18 protein-coding genes are annotated in these 22,857 nt (G+C 60.0%); 5 read left to right on the forward strand and 13 right to left on the reverse strand.

All coding sequences use genetic code 11. The annotated features are described in order from the left end of the window. Window positions 1–29 precede the first annotated feature (29 nt). Window positions 30–605, forward strand: coding sequence for an AI-2E family transporter (locus GRAN_RS13525; RefSeq protein WP_241654569.1), 576 nt, complete (start codon window positions 30–32; stop codon window positions 603–605). 21 nt (window positions 606–626) lie between these two features. Here the strand turns inward: GRAN_RS13525 and GRAN_RS13530 are convergent, their stop codons facing one another. Together GRAN_RS13530 and GRAN_RS13535 are read right to left on the reverse strand one after the other, a co-directional pair. Beyond that, the gene (locus GRAN_RS13530; protein ID WP_128913547.1) at window positions 627–2,426 is read right to left on the reverse strand and encodes an ABC transporter permease; all 1,800 of its coding nucleotides are present in this window, start codon (window positions 2,424–2,426) and stop codon (window positions 627–629) included. Then, window positions 2,423–3,778, reverse strand: a complete 1,356-nt coding sequence (locus GRAN_RS13535; RefSeq protein WP_128913548.1) for an ABC transporter ATP-binding protein — start codon at window positions 3,776–3,778, stop codon at window positions 2,423–2,425. The genes GRAN_RS13530 and GRAN_RS13535 overlap by 4 nt, the downstream gene beginning before the upstream one ends. Window positions 3,779–3,955: 177 nt before the next feature. Here GRAN_RS13535 and GRAN_RS13540 point away from each other — a divergent pair, with 177 nt between their 5' ends. Beyond that, complete coding sequence (locus tag GRAN_RS13540; protein ID WP_128913549.1) at window positions 3,956–4,339, forward strand: response regulator; 384 nt, start codon at window positions 3,956–3,958, stop codon at window positions 4,337–4,339. A gap of 10 nt (window positions 4,340–4,349) precedes the next feature. On the opposite strand, the gene GRAN_RS13545 is transcribed toward GRAN_RS13540, so the two are convergent. The 5 genes from GRAN_RS13545 to GRAN_RS13565 form a co-directional block, all read right to left on the reverse strand. Beyond that, complete coding sequence (locus GRAN_RS13545) at window positions 4,350–4,943, reverse strand: LbetaH domain-containing protein (protein WP_128913550.1); 594 nt, start codon at window positions 4,941–4,943, stop codon at window positions 4,350–4,352. A 4-nt stretch (window positions 4,944–4,947) separates the two neighbouring features. Continuing rightward, on the reverse strand, window positions 4,948–6,183 hold the full coding sequence (locus GRAN_RS13550) for a glycosyltransferase (protein ID WP_241654570.1): 1,236 nt from the start codon (window positions 6,181–6,183) through the stop codon (window positions 4,948–4,950). Next, window positions 6,180–7,370: a glycosyltransferase family 4 protein gene (locus GRAN_RS13555; RefSeq protein WP_241654572.1), complete on the reverse strand. Its 1,191-nt coding sequence runs from the start codon at window positions 7,368–7,370 to the stop codon at window positions 6,180–6,182. The genes GRAN_RS13550 and GRAN_RS13555 overlap by 4 nt, the downstream gene beginning before the upstream one ends. 68 nt (window positions 7,371–7,438) lie before the next feature. Beyond that, window positions 7,439–8,566, reverse strand: a complete 1,128-nt coding sequence (locus tag GRAN_RS13560) for a polysaccharide biosynthesis/export family protein (RefSeq protein WP_128913552.1) — start codon at window positions 8,564–8,566, stop codon at window positions 7,439–7,441. After that, a complete protein-coding gene (locus tag GRAN_RS13565) occupies window positions 8,563–10,824 on the reverse strand; it encodes a GumC family protein (RefSeq protein WP_128913553.1) in 2,262 nt (753 codons plus the stop codon). The genes GRAN_RS13560 and GRAN_RS13565 overlap by 4 nt, the downstream gene beginning before the upstream one ends. Window positions 10,825–10,981: 157 nt before the next feature. Between GRAN_RS13565 and GRAN_RS13570 the strand changes: the two genes are divergently transcribed. Together GRAN_RS13570 and GRAN_RS13575 are read left to right on the forward strand one after the other, a co-directional pair. Then, a complete protein-coding gene (locus GRAN_RS13570; protein WP_128913554.1) occupies window positions 10,982–12,379 on the forward strand; it encodes a UDP-glucose dehydrogenase family protein in 1,398 nt (465 codons plus the stop codon). A 90-nt stretch (window positions 12,380–12,469) separates the two neighbouring features. After that, complete coding sequence (locus GRAN_RS13575) at window positions 12,470–13,432, forward strand: UDP-glucuronic acid decarboxylase family protein (RefSeq protein ID WP_128913555.1); 963 nt, start codon at window positions 12,470–12,472, stop codon at window positions 13,430–13,432. Window positions 13,433–13,490: 58 nt separating this feature from the next. Here GRAN_RS13575 and GRAN_RS13580 read toward each other — a convergent pair whose 3' ends face one another. The 5 genes from GRAN_RS13580 to argJ form a co-directional block, all read right to left on the reverse strand. Then, window positions 13,491–15,392, reverse strand: a complete 1,902-nt coding sequence (locus tag GRAN_RS13580; RefSeq protein ID WP_128913556.1) for a capsule assembly Wzi family protein — start codon at window positions 15,390–15,392, stop codon at window positions 13,491–13,493. A gap of 93 nt (window positions 15,393–15,485) precedes the next feature. Continuing rightward, entirely contained in the window at window positions 15,486–16,214 is a 729-nt protein-coding gene (locus GRAN_RS13585) for a thiamine pyrophosphate-dependent enzyme (RefSeq protein WP_128913557.1), read from the reverse strand. A gap of 61 nt (window positions 16,215–16,275) precedes the next feature. Then, window positions 16,276–18,936, reverse strand: a complete 2,661-nt coding sequence (gene aceE / locus GRAN_RS13590) for a pyruvate dehydrogenase (acetyl-transferring), homodimeric type (protein ID WP_128913558.1) — start codon at window positions 18,934–18,936, stop codon at window positions 16,276–16,278. Between the two features lie 125 nt (window positions 18,937–19,061). Beyond that, complete coding sequence (locus GRAN_RS13595; RefSeq protein ID WP_161570970.1) at window positions 19,062–19,595, reverse strand: SRPBCC family protein; 534 nt, start codon at window positions 19,593–19,595, stop codon at window positions 19,062–19,064. Between the two features lie 7 nt (window positions 19,596–19,602). Continuing rightward, on the reverse strand, window positions 19,603–20,883 hold the full coding sequence (gene argJ / locus GRAN_RS13600; RefSeq protein WP_338323437.1) for a bifunctional glutamate N-acetyltransferase/amino-acid acetyltransferase ArgJ: 1,281 nt from the start codon (window positions 20,881–20,883) through the stop codon (window positions 19,603–19,605). Between the two features lie 94 nt (window positions 20,884–20,977). Here argJ and GRAN_RS13605 point away from each other — a divergent pair, with 94 nt between their 5' ends. After that, entirely contained in the window at window positions 20,978–21,766 is a 789-nt protein-coding gene (locus GRAN_RS13605) for an L-ribulose-5-phosphate 4-epimerase (RefSeq protein ID WP_128913560.1), read from the forward strand. Window positions 21,767–21,786: 20 nt separating this feature from the next. On the opposite strand, the gene GRAN_RS13610 is transcribed toward GRAN_RS13605, so the two are convergent. After that, complete coding sequence (locus GRAN_RS13610) at window positions 21,787–22,854, reverse strand: glycoside hydrolase family 43 protein (RefSeq protein WP_128913561.1); 1,068 nt, start codon at window positions 22,852–22,854, stop codon at window positions 21,787–21,789. Window positions 22,855–22,857 lie beyond the last annotated feature (3 nt).

Consider the following 22,857-nt stretch of genomic DNA (forward strand, 5'->3'; position numbering starts at 1 on the left):
CAGATGCCCAGCACGAAAGGCAGGTTGGAATGGAGAGTTCAGATCGGCCGAATCCCTCCGATGTGACGAACAAAGGTGGATCTGTACCTCCGCCTTCCACGGGCCGGTTTGGGCCTGCGACGGAGCACCACACCGATCCGATGCAGGCGCCGTTCCGCACCGCTGGCGGAGCGCTTATGAACTGGTGGCGCGCCGTCACACTCGACGCCCTCATCGTCGGAGTCCTCTGGTTCATCGGCCTCGAGATTCTGCGTGTCCCCCTGGCACCCCTCTGGGCTGTCCTTGGCGCACTCTTCCAGTTCATCCCGGCCTTCGGTCCCATGCTCGCCCTCATCGGACCGGTCTTCTCCGTCGCCTTCAGCGAGAACCACGACATCTGGGACATCGGCCTCGTCCTCGGCATCTACGGGATCATCGCCGTCCTTGAAGGTCTTGTTATCGGGCCGTATGTCCTCCACCGAACCACCCGCGTTCCGTGGTGGGCTTCCTTCCTCGGCCCCATTGTCCTGGGCATCCTGATCCCGCCCTGGGGCGTGATCATCGCACCGCCCCTACTCGCGATCCTCTACGCGTTCCGTCGGCCCTCCCCGGCCAAGACTCGCTGACCGGAGGAATTACGGGTATTCCTATCCGTCGAGCTTGTAGCGTGTCTCGCCAAGCCGATAAAGCGGACGCCAGACCAGACGGTTGATGGTCACCACCATCAACGCCATCACCATCGTTGCGAGGAGGAGAATTTGAAACTGCCCCTGATCCGTCGCCGCGCTGATCTGCGCACCAAGTCCAAGCGTCTGCAGCGTCTGGTTCTTTAGCCGGAAGTACTCCGCGATGATGCTCGCGTTCCAGGCCCCACCCGAAGCCGTCACCAGTCCGGTGATCAGGTATGGAAAGATGCCCGGCAGGATCAGCGTCTTCCAGCGCTGCACGCGCGTGAAATGGAAGAGCTTCGCGACTTCCCGGAGGTCGGACGGAATCGCCATGGCTCCGGCAATCACGTTGAACAGGATGTACCACTGCGTTCCAAGCAGCATCAGCGCAATCGACCCCACGCCCAGGCCGCCACCGATCTGAACCAGCGCAAGCAGAAGTATCGGAAACAAGGCAGTTGCTGGAACCGAAGCTGCGATCTGGGCGATCGGCTGCGCGATCCGCGCGAGCTTCGGATTGAAGCCAATGGCGACACCGACCGGAATTGTCCACGCAGCCGCAATCAGGAGAGCTACATTGACGCGCAGAAAGGTGGCTCCGGCGCCCTCCAGGATCAAGAGAAACTGGCTCCCGTGTACCTGACGCAAAAGCATTAGCGCGTGCATTGCCGAATACGCCACAGCGATGGCCACGATCGCGAGAGTGACCCAGCGCACAAGGTTGAACTCCCGCAAAGTCCTCCTGGAACTCTTCCCTGCAACGCCTGCCTCGGCGCTTATTCGTTTCAGCTCCGCCGAGCGCCGTGCTGCAAGTGTCTTGTAAAGGCGCTCGTTGAGCGGCACAAGCGTGTTCGCCGAGATAGAACGCAACGCCGTGGAGTACTGCAAGAGATGAAGCAGCGGAGACTTGACCCGGGCACTGCTCTCCACCTGCTCGAACTTGAACTTGTCGCTCCACGCGATCACCGGCCTCCAGACCAGTTGATCCGTCGCGACAATGATCGCGATCATCACCGCCAGGCCCCACGCGATGGCAACGCCATTACCGGTTCCCGCTGCTGTCTGGAGGTACGAGCCAAGTCCGGGAAGACGGAAGTCCCGTGTTCCGAGTACGAACATCTCGCAGGCCATGAGGAAGAACCATCCGCCGGCGACCGAGACCATCGAGTTCCACACCAGGCCGATCGCCGCGTACGGAAGCTCGAGCTGTACAAGTTTCTGCCAGCGCGAGAATCGGTAGATTCCCGCAGCCTCGTTGAGCTCTCTGGGAATGCTCTTGATCGAGGAGTAGAAGCTGAAAGCCATGTTCCACACCTGGCCGGTGAAGATCAGCAGGATCGCTCCAAGCTCCACTCCTATCTGTCGCGTCGGGAACAGAGCGACCATCGCCAGCATCACGCCGGGCAGAAAGCTCAGCACGGGAATCGACTGCAGGATGTCCAAACCCGCAAGCATGAGAGCTTCGAAGCGCTTGCTGTAAGCAGCCGTATAACCATAGCCGATGGCAAAGACAAGACTCAAAAGATAGGCGAGACCGATGCGAACGATCGAATAGAACGCATAGAGTGGAAGCGCGCGCGGGCTCTGCGAGATCGTGATCTCCGGCTGCGCATGGCCAAACCAGTATCCTGCGATACGAACGACGCCGTAAAAAGCGGCAAGCCCTATCCCCGCGACGCAGACATCGAGAAAGAACGGCCAGCTCCTCTTCAACACCTGGGAGCGGGCGAGTGTCTCGCGGCCGCGGGTGTAGCTGAAGCTGCCGGGGAGCTGGATCAAGATCCCTTCTCCTCGAGCTCTTCAGCCTCCTCGTCCTCGATGACCGAGGCGGAGCGGATGAAGCGCCTGCGCGATGCGTCGAAGTCGAACAACTCGGCGTACCGTCCCCAGTTGATCGCCGTTTCGAGCTGCCGCAGAGTTTCTTCCTCGCTGAACTGCTCATCGAGCATGTCATGGAAGAACTCTTCGGGAACGGTGCGATCGCTCTTCGCCTCGATGGCGCGGACGATCTGCCGCAGGAGGAGAACGTGTTCCACAGCAGCGGTCCGGAAGAGCTCTTTTTGAGCGAGAATCTCGCTATTCGCGTACTCCGCTCCGGTTGGCGTGATCGCCGCATCGCCCTCGTTGACGGTAAGGAAGCCAAGCAGTTGCGCGGCATCAACGATTGGAAGAAGGTCGTCAATCTCAAAGGCGAGATCGTCGGCGAGACGATAGATGTCGTCCTTCCCGTTATGGTCGAGCAGAAGTTCGAGCAGACCGGCGATTCCGCCAGGACGAGCGTGTGGAAGCATCTGGTAGTGCATCTGCCGCTGATCCCGAACCTGCTTGCCGGAAGGCGTCGTCGGCAACGCCGGGGGTTTGGCATCCGGCTGCGTCAGCACCTTGTAGATGTAGTCCACAAGTTGAGTGAACGCGGAGGTTTTACGGTCGCGCGGGTGCGCGAGAGAAACGCGGAAGTCGGTCCGGACATGCCCCGGATTTCTCCCGAGCACGATGATTCGGTCGGCGAGCAGAACCGCTTCCTCGATATTGTGAGTCACGATGAAGATCGCCTTGGTAGGAATCGTCTTTCCCTGCCAGAGCTCGAGCAGTTCGCTGCGAAGGTTCTCGGCGGTGAGCACGTCAAGCGCGGAGAACGGCTCATCCATAAAGAGCACCTCCGGCTCGACGACAAGCGCACGTGCGAACCCCACACGCTGCCGCATGCCTCCGGAGAGCTCCTTTGGATAGGCGGCCTGAAAACCATCGAGTCCGACGGTCTCCAGCATCTTCTGGCTCCGCCGCCGCCGTTCGGAGGCCTCCATGCCACGAGCCTTCAGGGGCGCCTCGACGTTTTCAAGTACTGTAAGCCAGGGAAAGAGCGCGAAGCTCTGGAAGACGATCGAGACGTTAACGTCTGCGGCAGTGGCAATCGGCTTGTCGTGCCAGAAGACCTCGCCGGCAGAGGGAACCGAGAGGCCTGTGAGCATGCGCATCAGCGTCGACTTGCCCGAACCCGATGGACCGAGCAGAGCAACGATCTCTCCTTCCTGGATGGAAAGATCCGTTGGCGAAATCACCTGGATGCGGTTTTCGCTCGGCTGGGCGTAATACTTTTCGACGCGCTCGGCGCGTATGATCTGGGACGTCATAAATTCTCGTTCGAGCCGGGAAGTCTGGGGGGTGAATTTTTCCGCGACTCCTGACTCCGGCTCTGCGGTCAGCGTATCATTACCGGGTAGACAGAATGTGACCGCGGCGTTGTGAGCGGCGTCGAACAACATGCACCACTGAAGTAGCATCGAACCAGCAATCGGGGACCTATAAGCATGTCAGAAACATCAGCCACCACACCGTCGAAGCCTCGTGTACTCGTCGCCGACGATGAACAGGTGATCGCCAATACGCTCGCCATTATTCTCAACCAGGCAGGATTCGAGGCGCGCGCCGTCTACAGTGGCGAAAAAGCCATTGAAAGCCTCGACAGCTTCCAACCGAACATGCTCATCAGCGACGTCATCATGACCGGCATGACAGGAATCGAAGCTGCGATCGTGACCCGCTCCCGGATGCCAAACTGCAAGATCCTTCTCTTCTCCGGACAGGCGGCCACCGCGGATCTTCTGGAAAAGGCTCGCGCCCTCGGCCACGAGTTCGAAATTCTCGCGAAGCCCGTTCACCCCACAGACCTGCTCGCCAAGCTCCGCTCGTAAATTCCCCACCTTATGCGGGCGGTCTGCGTCGATTCTTGATGCGGACCGCTGGCGAACCAGCATAGACCGTCCAAGGTTCGAGCGTGTGGGTCGCCACGGACCCAAGCCCGAGCACCGCGCCTTCGCCCATCGAGACGCCAGGCGCGACTGACGCGCGCGCACACACCCATCCATAGGCTCCAAATTCCATCGCATAGGCCAGAAGCGGAAACGCAGGGTCATCATAATCGTGCGTGGCTCCGCAGAGAAAACCATCCTGAGAGAGGATGAAGTGCGAGCCGAGCCGCATTGGAGCAGGATTGTAAATCTCGGCTCCATCCGCGGCGGTCACCTGGTCAGCGCAGACCAGGTTCCAGGGTGCCCAGACTTTGGACTTCGGGTAAAAGTGACAGTTCGGTCCCAGTTTCGCTCCGAAGAGCCGAAGGAGCCCTGATCGCCAGGCGTGAAGCGGGCGTGGGGAGGTTCGATAAAGAAGCGCGTGACAGACGTTCCAGGCCAGACGCCGAGCGCGATCGCTTGGGCGAAAGGCGGGACGGAGATAGGGGTCCGCGGCGCAGCTTTCTGAGACGTTCTCCGCCGCGTTGTAATACGGTTGACGCGCCAACGAGCTACCTCATATCCGTAGCCAGTGCGGGCAACTCGCCGGCATGAATCGCAGCCAACTCGAAGAGGCGCATGATGGCCTTGGCGTTTTCGCGCATGTCGTAGCGCGAGCGGAAGATGGCAAGGGCGTTGTCGGACATCTCCCTGCGTTCCTCGGACGTGGTTTGTATCCAGCGCCGCAGGAGGGCTTCCGTTCCCGCGACGGTGTCCGGTTCCATGTAGCCCGCACCTTCAAGGCTGATCTCCGGCGCAATGTTGACCTTGTCGGAGAGAAGAGTGGGCTTGCCGCAGGATAGCGCCTCAGCGACGGCGATCCCGAAGTTCTCCTGGTGCGAGGGAAGGATGAACGCCTCGGAGCCGTAGAACGCGCCCCACTTGACGTCTCCAAGGACGATGCCGGGCCAATGAATCCTGTCGGCGCAACCCGACTTGACAGCGCGTTCTACAAGCTTCGGACGCCAGTTGCGTGCATCCGGACCAGCCATGACAAGATGAAGGCCGGGGTCGAGTAGTGCTGTAGCCGCGAAGGCTTCGATCAGTAGATCGCAGCCCTTTTTCCTGTCGATTCTTCCCAGGAAGAGAAGGTAGCGCTTATGCCGAACTCCGGGGCAGACCTCAAAAAAACTCTCGACCATCTGATCACGATCGCCGGTGGATCCTTGAGCTCCGTAGGGCACGACATAGGGCTTCCAGCTGTGCAACCAGAAGCTCTGCTTCGCAAGCTCGCTTTCCGCCTTGCAGGTGAAGAGGACCCGGTAAGCGCCCCGAAGGATCCAGTATTCGGCGGGCACCCAGTAGAGCCACTTCTTGATGTGCTTCAGGGGGTACCGATGCTTGAAATAAGGGTCGAGCATACCGTGGGTGAAGACCATGTAAGGCCTGTGTCCCTTGATCGTCCACAGTGTAGCGAGGCCAGTGTATTGCCATAGGCCGTTGACGACGACGCCATCGAAGCGATCTCGGTTCTCGCGAAGCCAGGGAAGCAATTTTCGATTGAAGCCGTAGACCGAGGTTTGCGGACCGAGCGCATGGACGCGAAACGGCAGATCTTGCAGGAAGGGTGCCCCGGGATCATCAAGAGTCACGACCTCGCCCTCGTAACCGAGATCCCGGTACCCCAGCAGCATTCGCACCGATTCGGTCGGTCCACCCGCTGCCGGATTGAGGGTTCCGATGACGTGCAGGATGCGCATGGGACTGGCCTTGCTGCTATGGACGGTGTCGGGCTGCATAAGACTCATGGATGCGTGCTTTTATGGGTAATGTGAGCGATAGCTTTCCGCAAGCCTAAAACATCTTCTTCAAAGCTCCACTTGTCAATTCGAGCCCTTGCGTTTTCTCCCATCCTGGCAACCGCCCCAGGGACGGCGAGCACTCGAAGCAAGGCATTTACGAGCGCGTCCACATCACCGGCCGGGAAGACACACCCTTCAACGCCGTCCGTGACGAGATCGGGTTGACAACCCGCGTCGCTTGAAAGGACGACAGCGCGTCCAGCGTTCATGACCTCGTTGACGATAAGCCCCCACGGTTCATGCCGGGACGGAAGCACGAAGACGCTCGCAAGATCGAAGAAGCGCGGCAACTCCGACTGATTTCTAAATCCGCAGAACCGAATACTATCGGAACCTGTCGATTGTGCCTGCTTCTCAAGCGTCAAACGCTGCTCCCCGTCGCCAACAATGACAAGGTAGGGAAGCGGAGCGAGCGCCTGTAGCCGTGCGTAGGCCGCAATCAGGTCCGCGCAGTTCTTCCGCTCCTGCAGCTTAGAGGCGAAGAGGATGACAGGCCGCTTTGGATCGAGCCCAAGCTCCGCTTGAAGATCGCTACGCCGCAACGAAGCCGCAGCGGAGCGCTCCTGGAAAAAGCGGTTGTCGACAGCGTAGGGCATTCGAATCCGCGGGATTTCGTCGCCGAGATAGCGGCTCCAGTACGCATCGTTCAGCGATCCTATCGGCATGACGCCAGAGACGAAGGGTCGAAGCAAAGCGAAGAAGCCCCGTTTGGCGGCGAGCTTCCAACGGGAACGTGTCCGGTCGCGAAGCCACGATTCAGCGCGCAACAACACCGGAATGCCAAGCGCGCGGGCGGCGATCATGCCGTGGAGTGCGTTCGCGGTTGCATACCCGTGGACCCAGAGAACGTCGAAGTTCCCCCGTCGAAGGCGGGTAAAGAGGCCGTAGCTCAAGGGGCTGAAGACTGTCGGCCGTCCGGTGTCGTGTATCGAGGGAAGAAACTCATATCGATATCCCTCGAGCAGCGGAATATCCCACTGAATGTCTACTCCAAAGCCCTCGTCCTGGTAGTTGCGGACGGAGAAGCCGGAGCCGAAGAAGACGGTCAGGTCGATATCCGGTTCCTGTGCAATGCGCCGCAGAAGAGGCGCCTGATACTGGATGGGGTGACTTACGAGATAGGCCAGACGCAATGCGCGTCCGGCTCCTGTCTGGCTTCCCTGGCGTGCCGGTTGTGTCGTGGCTTTCAGTGCGACCGCCTTCAGCGCACCGCGATGAGCAGAAGAGAGATGAGACTGAAGAGTGTTCCGACCCCACCCGCACTGAGGACGGTTTTCATCGCGGAGGTCGGCAGGAAGACGATGTCGCCAGCCTGCAGAATCGGATCCGGTGCCTTGCCATAAAGCACCTTCTTGATGTCTACCTTGACCTCGGTCCGCTCTGTCCCGGTTGTTCGAACGATGCGAAGATCGTTGTATTTCCCGTTAAAAACGGGTCCTCCGCTGACTGCCGCAACCTGCATGAGCGTCATTGGCCCATTGGCCAGCGGTATAAGGCCAGTCGTTTTGAAGGCGCCCACGACATAAATGACGCCTGACCTGCCGATATAGATTGTGTCGTGCGGGTAGACCGGCACATCCGCCTTGGCCATCTCCTGCGGCGTGTTTCCGAGATCGATCAGGATTGGCTGCTCGACCCCAGGCCGAATGATGGTGACTGTACGGCCAGCCGTTGGTGGAATTCCTCCCTGGCTCGAGATCACTTCGAAGAGGGTGTGCGGTTTGGACGTCAGGGGCACCACGGCGTGAAGCTCTCCGGCCAGCGTGATGATCTGCTGGGTCTGGGGCTCCGCCAGCGTGATGATGATCTCAGGGTTCTGATACATCTGAGCTTCCCTCAGCCTGCCTGCAATCAGAAGTTCCGCGTTCACGATTGTCAGGTCTGAAAGCTTTAGCTGCCCGATCAGCGGAAGGGTAACCGTGCCATCCTTGCTGAGTCGTACCGTCTCGAAATAGTCGGCCGAAGCGAAGAGCCTGACGTTGATAAGGTCACCCGCGGAAAGAACATACTCCTTGGGGTCGGGATAGAAGACTGCCGCACCGGACCCCGGGCCGCCCTGCGGCTGCGACGCCTGCGGGCCCTGAACACCTGGTGCCATTGGATTCTGGATGCCTTGAATCATCCCATTTGGCGTCTGGCCGTTGACGCCTGGAGCCGTGACGGTGTAAGGGTTCACCGTGTTTCCCCCGTTCGAACCCTGTGCAAGAGCCACTCCCGTCGAGATCAGCCCAAGCATGAGGAGGGCCGTCACTGGCGACAACCAAAGCGGGATCATCCGACAAAGCAGGGAGACGATGCGATTGTGGCTCGTCGTCTGACGTTGACTCATCGTACCTCCCTCTTCTCTTCCTTTTCGATCTTCTCTGCCTGGCTCTTTTCCCCGGTTGGCGGCTTCGTCTGCCAACTATCCGAGTCGACCCCGGAATAGGAGTAGCCCTGATATCCGTAGTACCCGTAATACTCCGGAGAATTGAGATCGACCGCGTTGAGGACAAGTCCAGCGATCGGAGCGCCCGAGCGGATGAGAAGGTCGCGGGCCCGGCGAACGATCTGCCTGCTGGATTTGCCGTGACGAACGACAAGAACGACCGCATCCGCGAGGCGCGCGAGGATCACGCCGTCGGTCACGGACAGGACTGGTGGCGAGTCAACCACGACGTGGGTATACAGGTTGCCGCAGCGTTCCAGCAGCTGGGTCATCGCGCCGGAGCTGAGCATCTCGGTCGGGAAGGGAGGTACCGGTCCACTTGCCAGGATGTCGAGGTTCGGAACTTCCGTGACGTGCTGCAGCGAATCCTCGAGGGTTGAGCCACCCGAGAGGACGGTTGAGAGTCCCACTTTGCCAGAGAGGCCGAAACGGTGATGAACATTCGGGCGGCGGAGGTCGGCGTCGATCAGGAGAACGCGCACATCGCCCTGGGCCAGAATGCAGGCAAGGTTGCAGGCCGTGGTGGTTTTGCCTTCGGAGGGGGTGGAACTGGTAAAGAGGATAAACTTCGGTGGTTGTCCCGTGGTTGAAAGCAGAAGCGAGGTCCGCAGCGAACGGAATGACTCGGCGAATTGAGACTTGGGCTGCGTCAGGACGCTGATGTTGCGCTGGGCCACGGACAGGTTTGCGGCTTGATCGGCGGCGGTGCGGCGGGCTTTGGGAATAACGGCCAGCGAGGGCAGTTCGATGACGCTCTCGATCTCGGCGATGCTGCGCAGACCGGTATCGAGACTGTCGAGCACGAATGCCACAACGATGCCGACAATCAAAGCGAAGAGAACGTTCGTGGTGATGATGCTCGAGTAAGGTTGCAGCGTCGGATAGGCGGGCAGGAGCGCCTGGTCGACCACATCGATCTCAAGCGACTCGAGCCCGGCCTGAACGCCGGCGGTCCGAAGGCGCTCGAGCAGGCCCTCATATAAGGTGCGGCTCGATTCGAACTCACGCTGCTTGATCGTGTATTCGATCAGGTCGTCGCGCATTTTGTAGGCGTCGGCCTTCTGCTTCTCGAGCGCCGCGGTTGTCTGCTCTTCGTTGGCTTTGGCTGCGTTGAAATTTTCTCTCGCCTGAGTGAGAAGGCGTTCCTGTTCGGCTTTGAGTTGCTTTTCCAGCTCGGCGAGTTCGTTCGACTGGGCTTTGACGAGGGGATGATTGGCTCCATACGTCGTCAGTAACTGGGCGAGGTTTGACCTGGCAAAGGCGACCTGGCCGCGCAGGGCGGAGAACTCGCCTGGAGCGGTTCCTGGCGTCGTCTCGATCGAGTTGTCGATCGAGTCCGGGTCCATGCCGCTCAACATGCGGTAACGGGACTCCGCGACGATGCGGGCGATCTTGGCGGTTCCCGAAGCCTTCGACAGATCTTCGAGCGACGACGAAATCTGGTTATCTTTTGGATCGAAGCCGAGCACGCCGAGCCGTTTCTGCAGGTCCATCATCTGTTCCTGAGAGAGCTCGACTTGCGCTTTCAGATCGTCCAACTGGCCGGAAAGCCACTGCGATACACGCTGGGTCGAAGCGAACCTGGTCTCGTAGCTCCTTTGGATGTAGTCCGATACAACCTTGTTGACGATGTCTGCCGACAGCTTTGGACTGAGGCTGCTGTAGCTGATCCGCATAATCTCGGTCTTGGGGACGAGCTGGATGCGAAGGCTGCTTTGCAGGCGATGGATCGTGCCCTGACGAACGCCAGGATCGTCAAGTGAAGCGTGCGGAACCTTGCCCTTTACGCCGAGAAACTCAGGATTGTTCGCTAGATTCATCTCGCGCGCGACGGTCAACATCAACGTGTCGCTTTGCAGGATGGCGATCTCCGTCATCATCTTTGTCTGCGGATCGGAGATTCCGGTGCTGGCGCTCACCTTGTATTCGTTGGAGGAGCCGCTGCGCACCTGGATGCGGGCGTAGGCTTCAAACAGGCGGGGCTGAGAGGACGCCTTCCAGTAGCCGTACGCGAAGCCGATGAGGACGGCCAGGATAAGGACCCATTTTCGTTTTCGGAGGGTGGTAAGAGCCTCGGCAAGAGTTGTTTCGGAGCCGGATGTGGATAAACCCCCCAGCGGAGCATGGGGTGTACCCGTGCCGGGACCGTCGTCTGCCATTCTTGGGGCCATTACTCCCAGTCTAACCCGAGGGGCCGTTGTCGTGAACACATATGACGTTGTGCGAAGCAATTCATATCCGCGCATTGGAAATGGAACAAAATACTCTAGAATCAACTCAAACCTCCAACCAAAAGGACTGAGTACCCATAAAGCTATGCCAAAACAAACTCAAATCGCTGTCGTCGGTTCTGGCTATGTTGGTCTTGTAGCCGCTGTCTGCTTCGCTGAGATGGGCCACAATGTCATCTGTGTCGATAACGATGAGCGGAAGGTCTCTGCCCTACAGGGAGGCGACACCCTCATTCACGAGATCTATCTCCCCGAGTTGCTGCAGCGCTATCGGAATACCAAGGTTCGCTTTATGACGGACCTTGCCGAAGCCACACGAGAGTGCGAGGCGATCTTTATTGCCGTCGGCACTCCCCAGAGCGAGACTGGTGACGCTGACCTCTCGTACGTTGAGGCGGTTGCGTGCGAGATCGCGCGCTCCATCACGTCGTACAAGGTCATTGTTGAGAAGAGCACCGTTCCGGTGTACACGAACGAGTGGATCCGCAGGGCGATCGAGCGCAATGGCGTAGCACGGGACATGTTTGATGTCGTCTCAAACCCGGAGTTCCTTCGCGAAGGAACCGCAGTATCGGACTTCCTTCATCCCGACCGCATCGTAGTCGGCGCGGACAGTGATCGCGCGGCGGCCGTGCTCCGCGAGATCTACGCTCCGCTCACCAGCGGCGAGTACTACACCAAAGAGGACGCGATCCCCGGGCCGTGTGGCGTGAATGCCGCGCCTCCGCTGCTCAACACTTCCACCAAGAGCGCCGAGATCATCAAGCATGCCTCGAACGCTTTCCTGGCGGTGAAGATCTCGTTCATCAACGCAGTTTCCAACCTCTGCGAAGCGACCGACGCCAACGTGGAGCAGGTTGCGATCGGCATGGGGCTCGATGCCCGCATCGGGCCGCGCTTTCTACGGCCGGGTATCGGTTATGGCGGATCCTGCTTCCCCAAGGACGTCGCCGCGTTCCGGTCGGTAGCCGATCAACTCGGTGTTGACTTCAGCCTCCTCTCCGAAGTGGAGAAGATCAACGGCCAGCAGAAGAAGCGCTTCCTCAACAAGGTGCGCACCGCTCTCTGGACATTGCGCGGAAAGAAGCTCGGCGTTCTTGGACTCTCCTTTAAGGGAGAGACGGACGATATCCGCGAATCACCGGCGATCGAGCTGGTGGAGATGCTGCTCGCGGAAGGCTGTTCGGTAAAGGCCTTCGATCCGGCTGCGATGGAACGGACGGCGGAACGTCTGCCCGCCGGCCCCAACCTCGAGTACGTCGAGTCATCGTATGCGGCGGCTGACGACGCGGACGCTCTTTTGATCCTGACCGACTGGGCGGAGTTCGCCAAGCTCGATCTGAAGCGTCTCAACACCGCGCTGCGCTACCCGATCGTCATCGACGGGCGAAATCTTTATGATCCGCACGCGATGGTGGAGCATGGAATGACGTACATCAGCGTTGGTCGTCCGACAGCGAATCCGCCGCGCGAACACGCCTGATCGGTTGATCTCAATCACTTCGCACCTGCGCTGGCCCACAGCGCAGGTGCGAAGCTTCTCACCTTCCAACTACTTGTGCGAGGACACCTATTGAGCGCTCAGACCGTACAGACAATTCTTGTTACAGGAGCGGCCGGATTTCTCGGATCGCACCTGTGTGATCACCTGCTCGCCGATGGGCATAGCATCGTCGGCGTCGATAACCTTTCGACCGGCAGTCACGCCAATCTCGCACACCTGGCGGGCAATCCCCGCTTCCGCTTTGTCGAGGCAGACATCTGCCAACCCTTTGACGTAGGACCAGTGGACTACATTTTCAACTTTGCCTCCCCTGCGAGCCCGGTCGATTACACGCGTCTTGGCATCGAGACGCTCCTGGTCGGATCGGCTGGGACGATCAATACGCTGGAATTGGCGAAGAAGTATGGTGCGGGCTATCTGCATGCCTCCACCTCGGAGTGCTACGGCGATCCGGAGGTGCATCCGCAGGTTGAGACCTATTGGGGCAACGTCAACCCGATCGGACCGCGTTCGGTGTATGACGAAGCAAAACGGTTCTCCGAGGCCGCGGTCGTGGCCTATCATCGCTATCACGGGGTGAACACCCACCTCGTTCGGATCTTCAACACCTACGGACCGCGTCTACAGGCCAACGATGGGCGCGTTATCTCGAATCTCATGATCCAGGCCCTCAAGGGTGAGCCTCTGACGATCTATGGTGACGGATCGCAGACGCGCAGCTTCTGCTTTGCGTCGGATCTGATCAGTGGGATCGTGCTGCTTTCGCGTTCCGAGGAGCACATGCCGGTGAATATCGGCAACCCTGTCGAATGGACCATTCTCGAGTGCGCGAAGGAAATTCTCGATCTCACGGGATCAACCTCGAAGATCATCTTCAAACCTTTGCCGCAGGATGATCCTACCCGTCGCCGGCCGGACATCACCCGCGCACGCACACTTCTTGGCTGGGAGCCGAAGGTCAAGCTGCGTGAAGGACTGGAGCGGTCGTTGTCCTACTTCCAGGCATGTGTCAACACACCCCAGGCTGTTTAGCAGATGCATCTGCAACGGGCCGGCGATCCTTCGTGATCGCCGGCCCGTTGTGCATTGTCTACCGCGACCATGAATGCAGCTTGGGGTAGTAGTTGAGTTGAACCGCGATGGTCGTATCGTTGCGCTGGGCGGGAAGATAGATCGGGGCCTTCCAGCGTTCGTACTGCACCCAGTAGTTCAGTTCGTAGTCCCTCGCAAAGCGCTTGACGAAGGTGAACTTCAGCGACCCCTGCGTCGTACCCTGGCTGATGAAGTCCTTGGCGTTCTTCTTGTCCAGGTACTCTAATTCGTACCGCTCAGTGGGTGACGCATGGTAAGTGAGCCAGGCCTGCCCGCCCTTGGCCTCGCGCCCGATCCAGTCGCCCATAATGAATCCTTTGTTCGTGTAACCCTGCTTCTGAATCGTCTCGAAGTAGTTGAATTGTCCGCCGAAACTTCTGGAGACACCAGGATCGGTCGAAACCGCTTCAACACGCAGATCCCATTTGTTGAAGTGCGGAATCTGCGACAGGTAAATTCCAGTACGGTAGCTCGCGCGACGTGGTGCGCTGATTGGCGTCACGTCATCGTGAGCGATGGAGTCCACGTAGAACGTCGCATACTTGCGAACGAAGGGGAGACGATACGAGGCATTGAACGCGGTGAACCTCGCGCCCGGATCATCGCGCGAGTACTTGAGATCCACGGTTGTATCGGCCGTGCTGAAGAAGCTCTTGAAGAACTTCGCGACGGTCACCGGTGAGTGTCCCGCGCCACCGAAGATAATCGTGCGCTGGAAGCCGAACTCGAAGTTTGATGTGGGCCGGAAGGAGAACATCTCCGAGTGGGTGTACGGATGGTTGGGCGAGGTGTGGCCTTTCAGGCTGCCGTAGAAGAAGTCGTATCGCAACGGTCCAACGAGACGGGAGAGGAGAGGGACATTCAGCGGCTCGACCCGGTTGATGCGAAACGAATAGATGTTCTCGGCATTGTTCGACCAGGCCATCGCGCCGCCCTGTGCCGGGCCAAGCCAGGCGTCATTCTTGCCACCCGAGATCTCGTGTCCCGCGACATGAAACGAGAGCGAACCTTCGACGATGCGGAAGGGATTCTGCGCATCGATGGGCCCACGCGGAATAGTGGCCTGGTTGTGGTTCGGCCCGCTTGGATCGATCTGATCCAGAATCGACAGGGCATCAGCCAGCGTATCGGTATAGCCTGCTGCCGAGGGGGCGTGCTGGTACTCCGCGCGAGCATAGAACGAGAAACGTCCTAGCTCTGCAAGATAAGAGCCGCCAAGAATGTTGTTAAAGCCCTTCTGGTAGGGCCGGCCATAATCATTCACGATCGTTTGACCAAGATGATAGCTATCGCGCAACGGATCGCCGGTGATGTACATGCCGCGATCGTAGACTTGATGAACTCCATAGACGAGCGCCCGGTTGCTCGGTCCGGCCGGTTTCTCCGCCTGTAACTCCCGCAGAAGTCGGGCGAGGATATCCTGCGCCTGGTCGTCCTTGCTGTTCAGGATCGCCTGTTGCGAGTCCTCCAGCATGTGCAGGACGCTGCGCCTCGTATAAGGACGCATGGCCAGGAACATCGTGTTGAGATATCCCAGCGAGTAAAGCCGCGAGAGCTCCGGGTAGACCCAGCTATCAAGGGAGATGTAAGCCGAACCATCGTGATCCTTTTTTCTCTCCTCCCCGGGCTTGCCATACGGCTCGTAGGCGGAGTAGGCCGGCGGAGTTCCGGACGGTGGAGGAATCACGACCGGGGAAGCGCTTTGATTCGGAGCTGGCACTGTTGATGCCGGCGCCGTCTGGCCGCCATACGCATTCCGAGATGGAGCATCGTCTGCTGGCTGGCTGGTCGGGGCGGGTATCGTTGTTACCGGCGCCGGAGCAGGCGTGGTCTGGGCTAGCGCGCCCTGCAGACCGAAGGCCGCGATACTGGCCGGTAAAAGAAAAAATCGCTTACGCACGTATACCTCGCCGATTGAGCCTTGGGGTTCCCGGACAGTGTACCCTCTCGCCCGTCGCTCGAACGTCCGGATTCTAATCCGCTACGCCAAAGATCAGGATGCGATGCTGTTCATCCAGCTCTGCTTCGCGACACCGCGTCGCAGCAGGTATTTTCCAAGCTCTTCAACTGCAGTCGACGCCACGGCACTTTTATCAGCACCCTTCGAGAGCCGGAAGCGCACGCCCTCGATAAGGGCCGCGCCGCCATGCGCCCGCGCGCGTCCGATCGACTCTTGCGCTACGCGGTAAAGCGCGACCGCATCCTGGCCATCGACAGGGATCCCGGGAACTCCCGCATCGCGTGCCTCCCGGCACAGATCGCCTTCGTTCTCACGGCCTTTCCAGCGCGGCAGAACGACAACGATCAGGGGAAGTTCCACCGCATACCGGAGTGCTTCCACCCATCCACTCTTTTCCACCTCGTGCCGCTCGAAGAACCCAACCGCGAGACGTGATCCTCGCAGCGTCCTGGCCGCACCGATGGCCGCGTAAAGCCGCTCTACGCCACCCTGGATGATCGTGTCCTTCCTGGTGACCTGCGAGAGCCCCCGGGCTATGGCGAGTGCCTGGTCTTCTCTGCATCCGAAGACCACATCTTCTTCGTTGGTACCGGCAAGCGTACTCACCCAGCAGGCAACATCATCCATGCCTGGTTTTTTCCGACGCGTCGAACCGAGCATTGCGCGCACCTTGACCATGCGCGAGTACATGGCACGCAGGGTCTTGTTGCTCATCAGGGGGTGCTCTTCTGGAGTCGTCCCCACAGTCTTGTCTACTGCCATGCTTCGCCACCCTGATCTGAGGAAAAGGCGGGCGCTGTGTCATGGCGCCCACCGCCAAGCTCTAGGCCCGCGCCGGGTCGCCTGCTTCAATATTCACGCCAAGCTCAGACAGGGCTTCCTGTGCCTTGCCGCCGTCGAACTTGCCGTCGCGTGCGAGCTTCGAAAGTGTCGCTCCCACGATCGAAGCGGCATTCACCTCAAAGTGGCTGCGGAGATGCTCGCGGTTGTCGCTGCGTCCGAAGCCATCCGTGCCAAGCGTCACGAGACGTCCGGGGAGCCAGGAGGACAGGCCATCGGGGATCACCTTCATGTAGTCACTTGCAGCGATGATTGGTCCGTTCGCGCCTTCGAGCACGGTCTCGAGATAGGACTTCCGCGCGGGCTCGGCAGGATGCAAGCGGTTCCAGCGCTCGATGGCAAGCGCGTCGCGGCGAACCTCGGTATAGCTCGGCACGCTCCATACCGTCGTCGGCACGCCGTACTTGGTCGCGAGAATCTCCTGAGCCTTGACCACCTCGTTCAGGATCGGACCCGATCCGAACAACTGCGCCACGGCCTCGCCTTCGGCGGCCTTGAACTTGTAAAGGCCCTTCAGGATGCCCTCGGCGCAGCCTTCCGGCATCGCGGGCATGGCGTAGTCCTCGTTGTACATGGTCACGTAGTAGAAGACGTCTTCCATGTCTTCGTACATGCGCTTGATGCCGTTCTGCAGAACAACCGCAAGTTCGTAAGCGTAGGCCGGGTCGTACGTGACACAGGTCGGGATCGTGCTCGACAGCACGAGGCTGTGACCATCCTGGTGCTGCAGGCCCTCCCCAAGCATGGTCGTTCGGCCTGCCGTGCCACCCATCAGGAAGCCCTTGCCGCGGGAGTCCGCGAACGCCCAGGCCATGTCGCCGATGCGCTGGAAGCCGAACATCGAGTAATACATGTAGAACGGGATTGTCGGGATGCCGTAGTTCGAATAGGCCGTCCCGGCAGCGGTAAAGGAAGCCATGGAACCGGCCTCGGTGATGCCTTCTTCGAGGATCTGCCCGTCCTTGTCTTCGCGATAGAAGAGAAGCATGTCGGCGTCGTGCGGCGAATACTTCTGACCCTCCGGCGCATAGATGCCGACCTGGCGAATGACGGACTCGAGCCCGAAGGTGCGTCCTTCGTCAGGGACGATGGGCACGATGAGTTTGCCGACAGTTGTGTCCTTCAAGAGCGCACGCAGAACACTGACAAAGCCAAGCGTAGTTGAGACGGACCGACCGCCCGAACCACCGAGCCACTCCTTGAAGAACTCGATGCCCGGAGCCTTGAAATCGATCGCGGGAACCTTACGCGAAGGCATATAGCCGCCCAGTTCCTTGCGCCTCTGCTGCATGTACTGAATCTCGGGGGCGTCCTGCGAAGGGCGGTAGGGAACTCCGTCTTTTGCCGCCTGCTCGGGAATTGGAATATCGAAGCGCTTGACGAAAGCCGCGAGTCCGTCGTCCGCAAGCTTCTTCTCGGAGTGCGTCGCGTTGCGTGCCTGCGCGGATCCGAGGCCGTAGCCCTTGACCGTCTTCGCGAGGATGACGGTCGGGCCGCCTTTGAACTCGATGGCCTGCTTATAGGCGTTGTAGATCTTGGCCGGATCATGTCCGCCGCGATGCAGCATGCCGAGCTGCTCGTCCGTTTTGTCCTTCACAAGCTCCAGCAATTCGGGATATTTGCCGAAGAAGTGCTCACGAAGATAAGCGCCGTCTTTTGCCTTGAAGGTCTGGTAGTCGCCATCGACGCATTCTTCCATGCGCTTCAGAAGAAGACCACTCTTGTCCTTCGCGAAGAGCTCGTCCCAGTCCGAACCCCAGATGACCTTGATGACGTTCCACTTGGCTCCGCGGAACATGCCCTCGAGCTCATCGATGATGCGCTTATTGCCGCGGACTGGACCGTCGAGGCGCTGCAGGTTGCAGTTGATGACAAAAATCAAGTTGTCGAGCTTCTCGCGTGCGCCGAGAGAGATGGCACCGAGGGTGTCGACTTCGTCGGTCTCGCCGTCGCCGACGAACGCCCACACCTTGCGATCCGTCTTCTCGATGAGCCCACGATTCTCGAGATACTTCATGAAGCGCGCCTGATAGATCGCGTTTAGCGGCCCGATGCCCATCGAGACGGTGGGGAAGCGCCAGAAGTCCGGCATCAGCCACGGGTGCGGATAGCTCGAGAGACCGGGCGTGTCGCGGAGTTCGTGGCGGAAGTTCTTGAGATGGTCGTCGGTCAGGCGATCTTCAAGATAGGCCCTGGCATAAACGCCGGGCGAGGCGTGCCCCTGGAAGTAGATGAAGTCTCCCGGCTGCTCGCCGTACTTCGCATGAAAGAAGTGGTTGAAGCCGACTTCCAGCAGCGTTGCCAGCGAAGAGTATGTCGAGATGTGGCCGCCGATACCGGCGTCCTTCTTATTCTGCCCATGGACCATCGCCATGGCGTTCCAACGGATGAGGCTTTCGACGCGGCGCTCCATGGCGCGGTCGCCGGGGTAGGGAACTTCGTCGTCCTTGTCGATCGTGTTCTTATAGGGCGTCGACACGCCGGCGGGTGTGGCGACACCGGCTTCGTGCGCACGCTGCCGAAGTGCCTCCAGAAGCTCCGTCCCCAGCTCCCGCCCTTCTGCCACTACATCATCAAACGCTTCAATCCACTCCGCGACCTGTGCGGTAAAGTCCTGCCGTTGGGCGTCATCCATCTTCGTCATAGGGTTCCGTTGCAGCTCCAGTTTTCGCAAAAACGCATCGTTGGTGAGCCGGCACATGGTCCTGCCGGGCAGCGTCGCTTATAACGATATAAGGCTTAGGCTAAAACGTCATCTACGCGGGTCGGTCAACGCTGCCTCACGGATTCCGCCTGAAGGTCCTTGAGGTACTGTTTTACCGGCGAATCCTCTTTCGTGACGTAGTGCTCGATGAAGCGCCAGACCGGCGACCGCTTCCTGGTGTGTTCGGTAATCGTTATGCGGGTTCGGGCCGGACCATCAGGCTCCAGATCCCAGATCCAGATTCCGCGGAACGGATTTGGCCCCTCACCTCTAGGTGCATGCGTCATCCGTATCACCTGCCGGAATGGCGGCTGCTGCTCCTGTATGCAGAAGGGAATGGAGAGCTCACTCTGTTGCTCCTCCCAGCAGAATTCGCCATCCTGCGGATCGAGGTGCCGGAGGTAGTGAATGCCGGTGCGCCAGTTTGAATTTTGTGGAGTGTCGCTCACGAGCTCCCATACGCGATCGATCGAGGCGGGAACGATGCCGGTAACGCTGGCTATACGCTCCTCGGGAACACGCCGCCCCATGACCTCGACGGCCGCAAAGCCGCACATGGCAACTACGAGCAACGCGACCCATGCACTCTTCCAGCTCATCTGCCCTCTAGGTTGAGTAGTCCGCATTGATTCGAACGTACTCTTCGGTGAGGTCGCAGGTCAGGAAACGGCACTCGGCTTCGCCCTCGCCCAGGTCGATCGCAATAGTGTACTTCCGCGCAGTCATGGCTTTGTGTGCTGCTTCCTTATCAAAGGAAGGCGAACGCGTTCCGAGTGCGAACACCTGGAGGCCGCCTATCGAGATCGTTACCCGCTCCGGCTTAAACGCCACCCCACTGTACCCAGCCGCTGCAAGCAGACGCCCCCAGTTCGGATCCGCGCTTGACCAGGCCGTCTTGCACAGGGGAGAATGCGCGATCGCCCGCGCCACTCGCTTCGCGTCCGCCGTAGTTGCCGCGCCAGTGATATGCAGCGTCACAACATGCCCGACGCCTTCTCCGTCATCGACGATCTGATGCGCGAGCGACTCGCAGACCAGCTTGAGCGCGTTATCGAAGGCCTCGGAGACGCGGTCCGTCAGCCTCACCCCGCTCGCCCCGCTCGCCAGCAGAAGCACCGTATCGTTGGTCGAGGTATCCCCGTCGATCGAGATCGAGTTGAAGCTGCCCTCAATGGCCGCAGGCATGATCTCGCGTAACTGCGATGCCTCCGCGTAAACATCGGTGAAGAGATAAACCAGCATTGTGGCGTGCGCGGGCATGGTCGGAGCCCCAAGCTGCGGATGAATCATCCCCGCACCCTTCGCCGCGCCAAAGATCCGCACCTCGGTTCCATCGATGTCGATCACCGCCCGCGCGACCTTCATCCTGGTATCCGTCGTCATGATCGCCCGCGCAAAAGCCTCGGCATGGTCCGGAGTCTGTCCAAGCGCGTCCTGCATCGCAGGCATTGCGCGAATCACCTTTTCGGCCGGAAACGGTACGCCAATGATCCCGGTCGACGACGGGAACACCTCATCGAAGATGCATTGGAACGTCTCGGCTGCCGCCACGCAGGTTTGCTGGCAGGCTTCAATGCCCGCCTCACCGGTCGCACAGTTGGCATTGCCCGCGTTGACGAGAACTGCCATCACACGCCCGCCGGTTGCCGCGAGATGTCTCCGCCCGACGGTCACCGGCGCGGCCACCACCTGGTTGCTCGTAAACATCGCCGCCGCTGTCGCACCCTGTGGCGCAAGAGCGACCGCGAGATCCGGATTCCCACTTGCTTTGATCCCCGCCTTCACTGCTCCCCAGAAGAACCCCCGGGGCAAAGCTCCTCCACCCGCTGCCATTGTCTCTACCCCAACCGCCTCGCTCGCGAAGCCGAAGCCGCGTTCATTGTCCATGCCCCACTTTATCCCACGGACGCAGTATCCTGAAGGAGCCGGTAGCCCGTAAACGTTTCCCCGAAACCACCTGCAACTCGCCAAGGACACCATCATGCTTCTCGAATCGCTCCGCGCTGAAGTCCTCGAATCCAACCTCGAACTCGTTCGCCGCGGCCTCGTCCTCTACACCTTCGGCAACGCCAGTGGCGTCGACCGCGAGCAGGGACTCGTCGTCATCAAGCCTTCAGGCGTCGACTACGACGACCTGCGCCCCGAGCACATGGTTGTCACCGACCTGAATGGCAAGATCGTCGAAGGCAATCTCCGTCCATCTTCCGACCTCGACACGCACACGCTGCTCTACCGCGAGTTCCCAACGATAGGTGCGGTCGTCCATACTCACTCCGAGTACGCCACAAGCTGGGCGCAGGCTGGCCTCGATATCCCCGCGCTTGGCACCACGCACGCCGACTACTTCTACGGACCCATCCCATGCACCGAACCGTTGACCGATGAGGCCATTGCGGGTGACTACGTTCACGAGACCGGTCTGGCCATCGTTCGACGGTTTCGTGCCAACCCATCGGGCTCGACGTCCCAGGCCGCAGTCCCCGGAGACGCCACCCACGCCGCCTCCGCCGGTGGACGCATGAGCCCCGACCCAAGCGGCTTCGCCATTGACCCGCTCGCTGTCCCCGCCTGCATCGTCGCCGGCCATGCCCCGTTTGCCTGGGGGCGCACCCCACACGAGGCAGCCCACAACGCCGTTGTGCTCGAATACGTCGCCAAGATGGCCTACCGCACGGTCACGCTGCAAGCCGAAGCAGGCGTCTCGCAGTCGCTTCTTGATCGCCACTACTTCCGCAAGCACGGCGCGAAGGCGACCTACGGACAGAAGTAATCCTGTGGGATGGGTGGCCCCTACTGCCCATCCCCGTCCAGGTCCGTGCGCTCCCGCACCACCTCGAGATGATCCCCCGCATCGTGCATCTCGTAGAGCTTCCCACGTGCCTGCCGGAAGGGCCGATGCAGCACCATCATCAGCTTCCCGTCAAAGCTCGTGAAGAGCATGCCGTGACCGCTGTCCTGTTTCACCAGCGGTTCTCCCTGCACCCACGGACCTTTCAACTCGCCCGAAACGGATCGTGCCTGCGTCTGCACGTAGTGGCTTCCTGAAATGCCATCGGTCTGGTGTTCGTAGCTCGACCAAAGCATCAGCAGGTGGCCGTCCTTCGAGCGATACAGCTCCGGCCCGTCCGTGACGTAGGTCGCACCCTTCGCCGTGGGCATAGCCTCCTCGTTGATCCACGGCGCGTCGGACGCCTTGAACAGCGAGACCGGCTTTCCATCGGAGCCCGAGAGATCGGCCTTCAACGGAACCGCTTCGATCGTCCCATCGATAACCTGGAGCCACTCATGCGCATAGACCATCCACGGCTTGCCGGAGTAATCGACGAAAAGCGTGCCATCAAGCGTCATGAAGTTGTCTGGAGCGATTGGGCCATCGGTTTTGACCGGAGAAAACGGCCCTTCCGGCGAGTCGGCCACGGCGATGATCGTGCCACGCATGTAGGTCGCGTGGCCGAGTGGAGTCTCCTGCGCAATCGTCTTCGTGTCGTTATGTAGCGTTGTCAGCAGGTAGAACTTGCCATGATATGCGTGGACCTCTGGAGCCCACCCACCCTTCTCCGCCCAGAAGCCCTCCGGTACCGCGAAGACGACCTTCGGCTTCGTCCAGTGCTTGAGGTCCTTGCTTGTGTAGACCATCGTGCCCACCCGCTTCGTCTCGGTCAGCGTGGGCACGTTCGAGGTGTACAGGTAGTAGGTCTTCGTCGGCGCATAGGCCAGGATGAAGGGATCGTGCAGAGGCATGGAGGGCAACTCCATCGAAGCCGCATCCTGCGCCGCGGCGCGGAAGGACGGCAAGGCTCCGACGACCGCGGCGAGAAGCAGGAGGGAGCGCAACGGTGCGGCAAAAAACTTATCCATGGA

The sequence above is a fragment of the Granulicella sibirica genome (assembly GCF_004115155.1).
GTDB lineage: Bacteria > Acidobacteriota > Terriglobia > Terriglobales > Acidobacteriaceae > Edaphobacter > Edaphobacter sibiricus.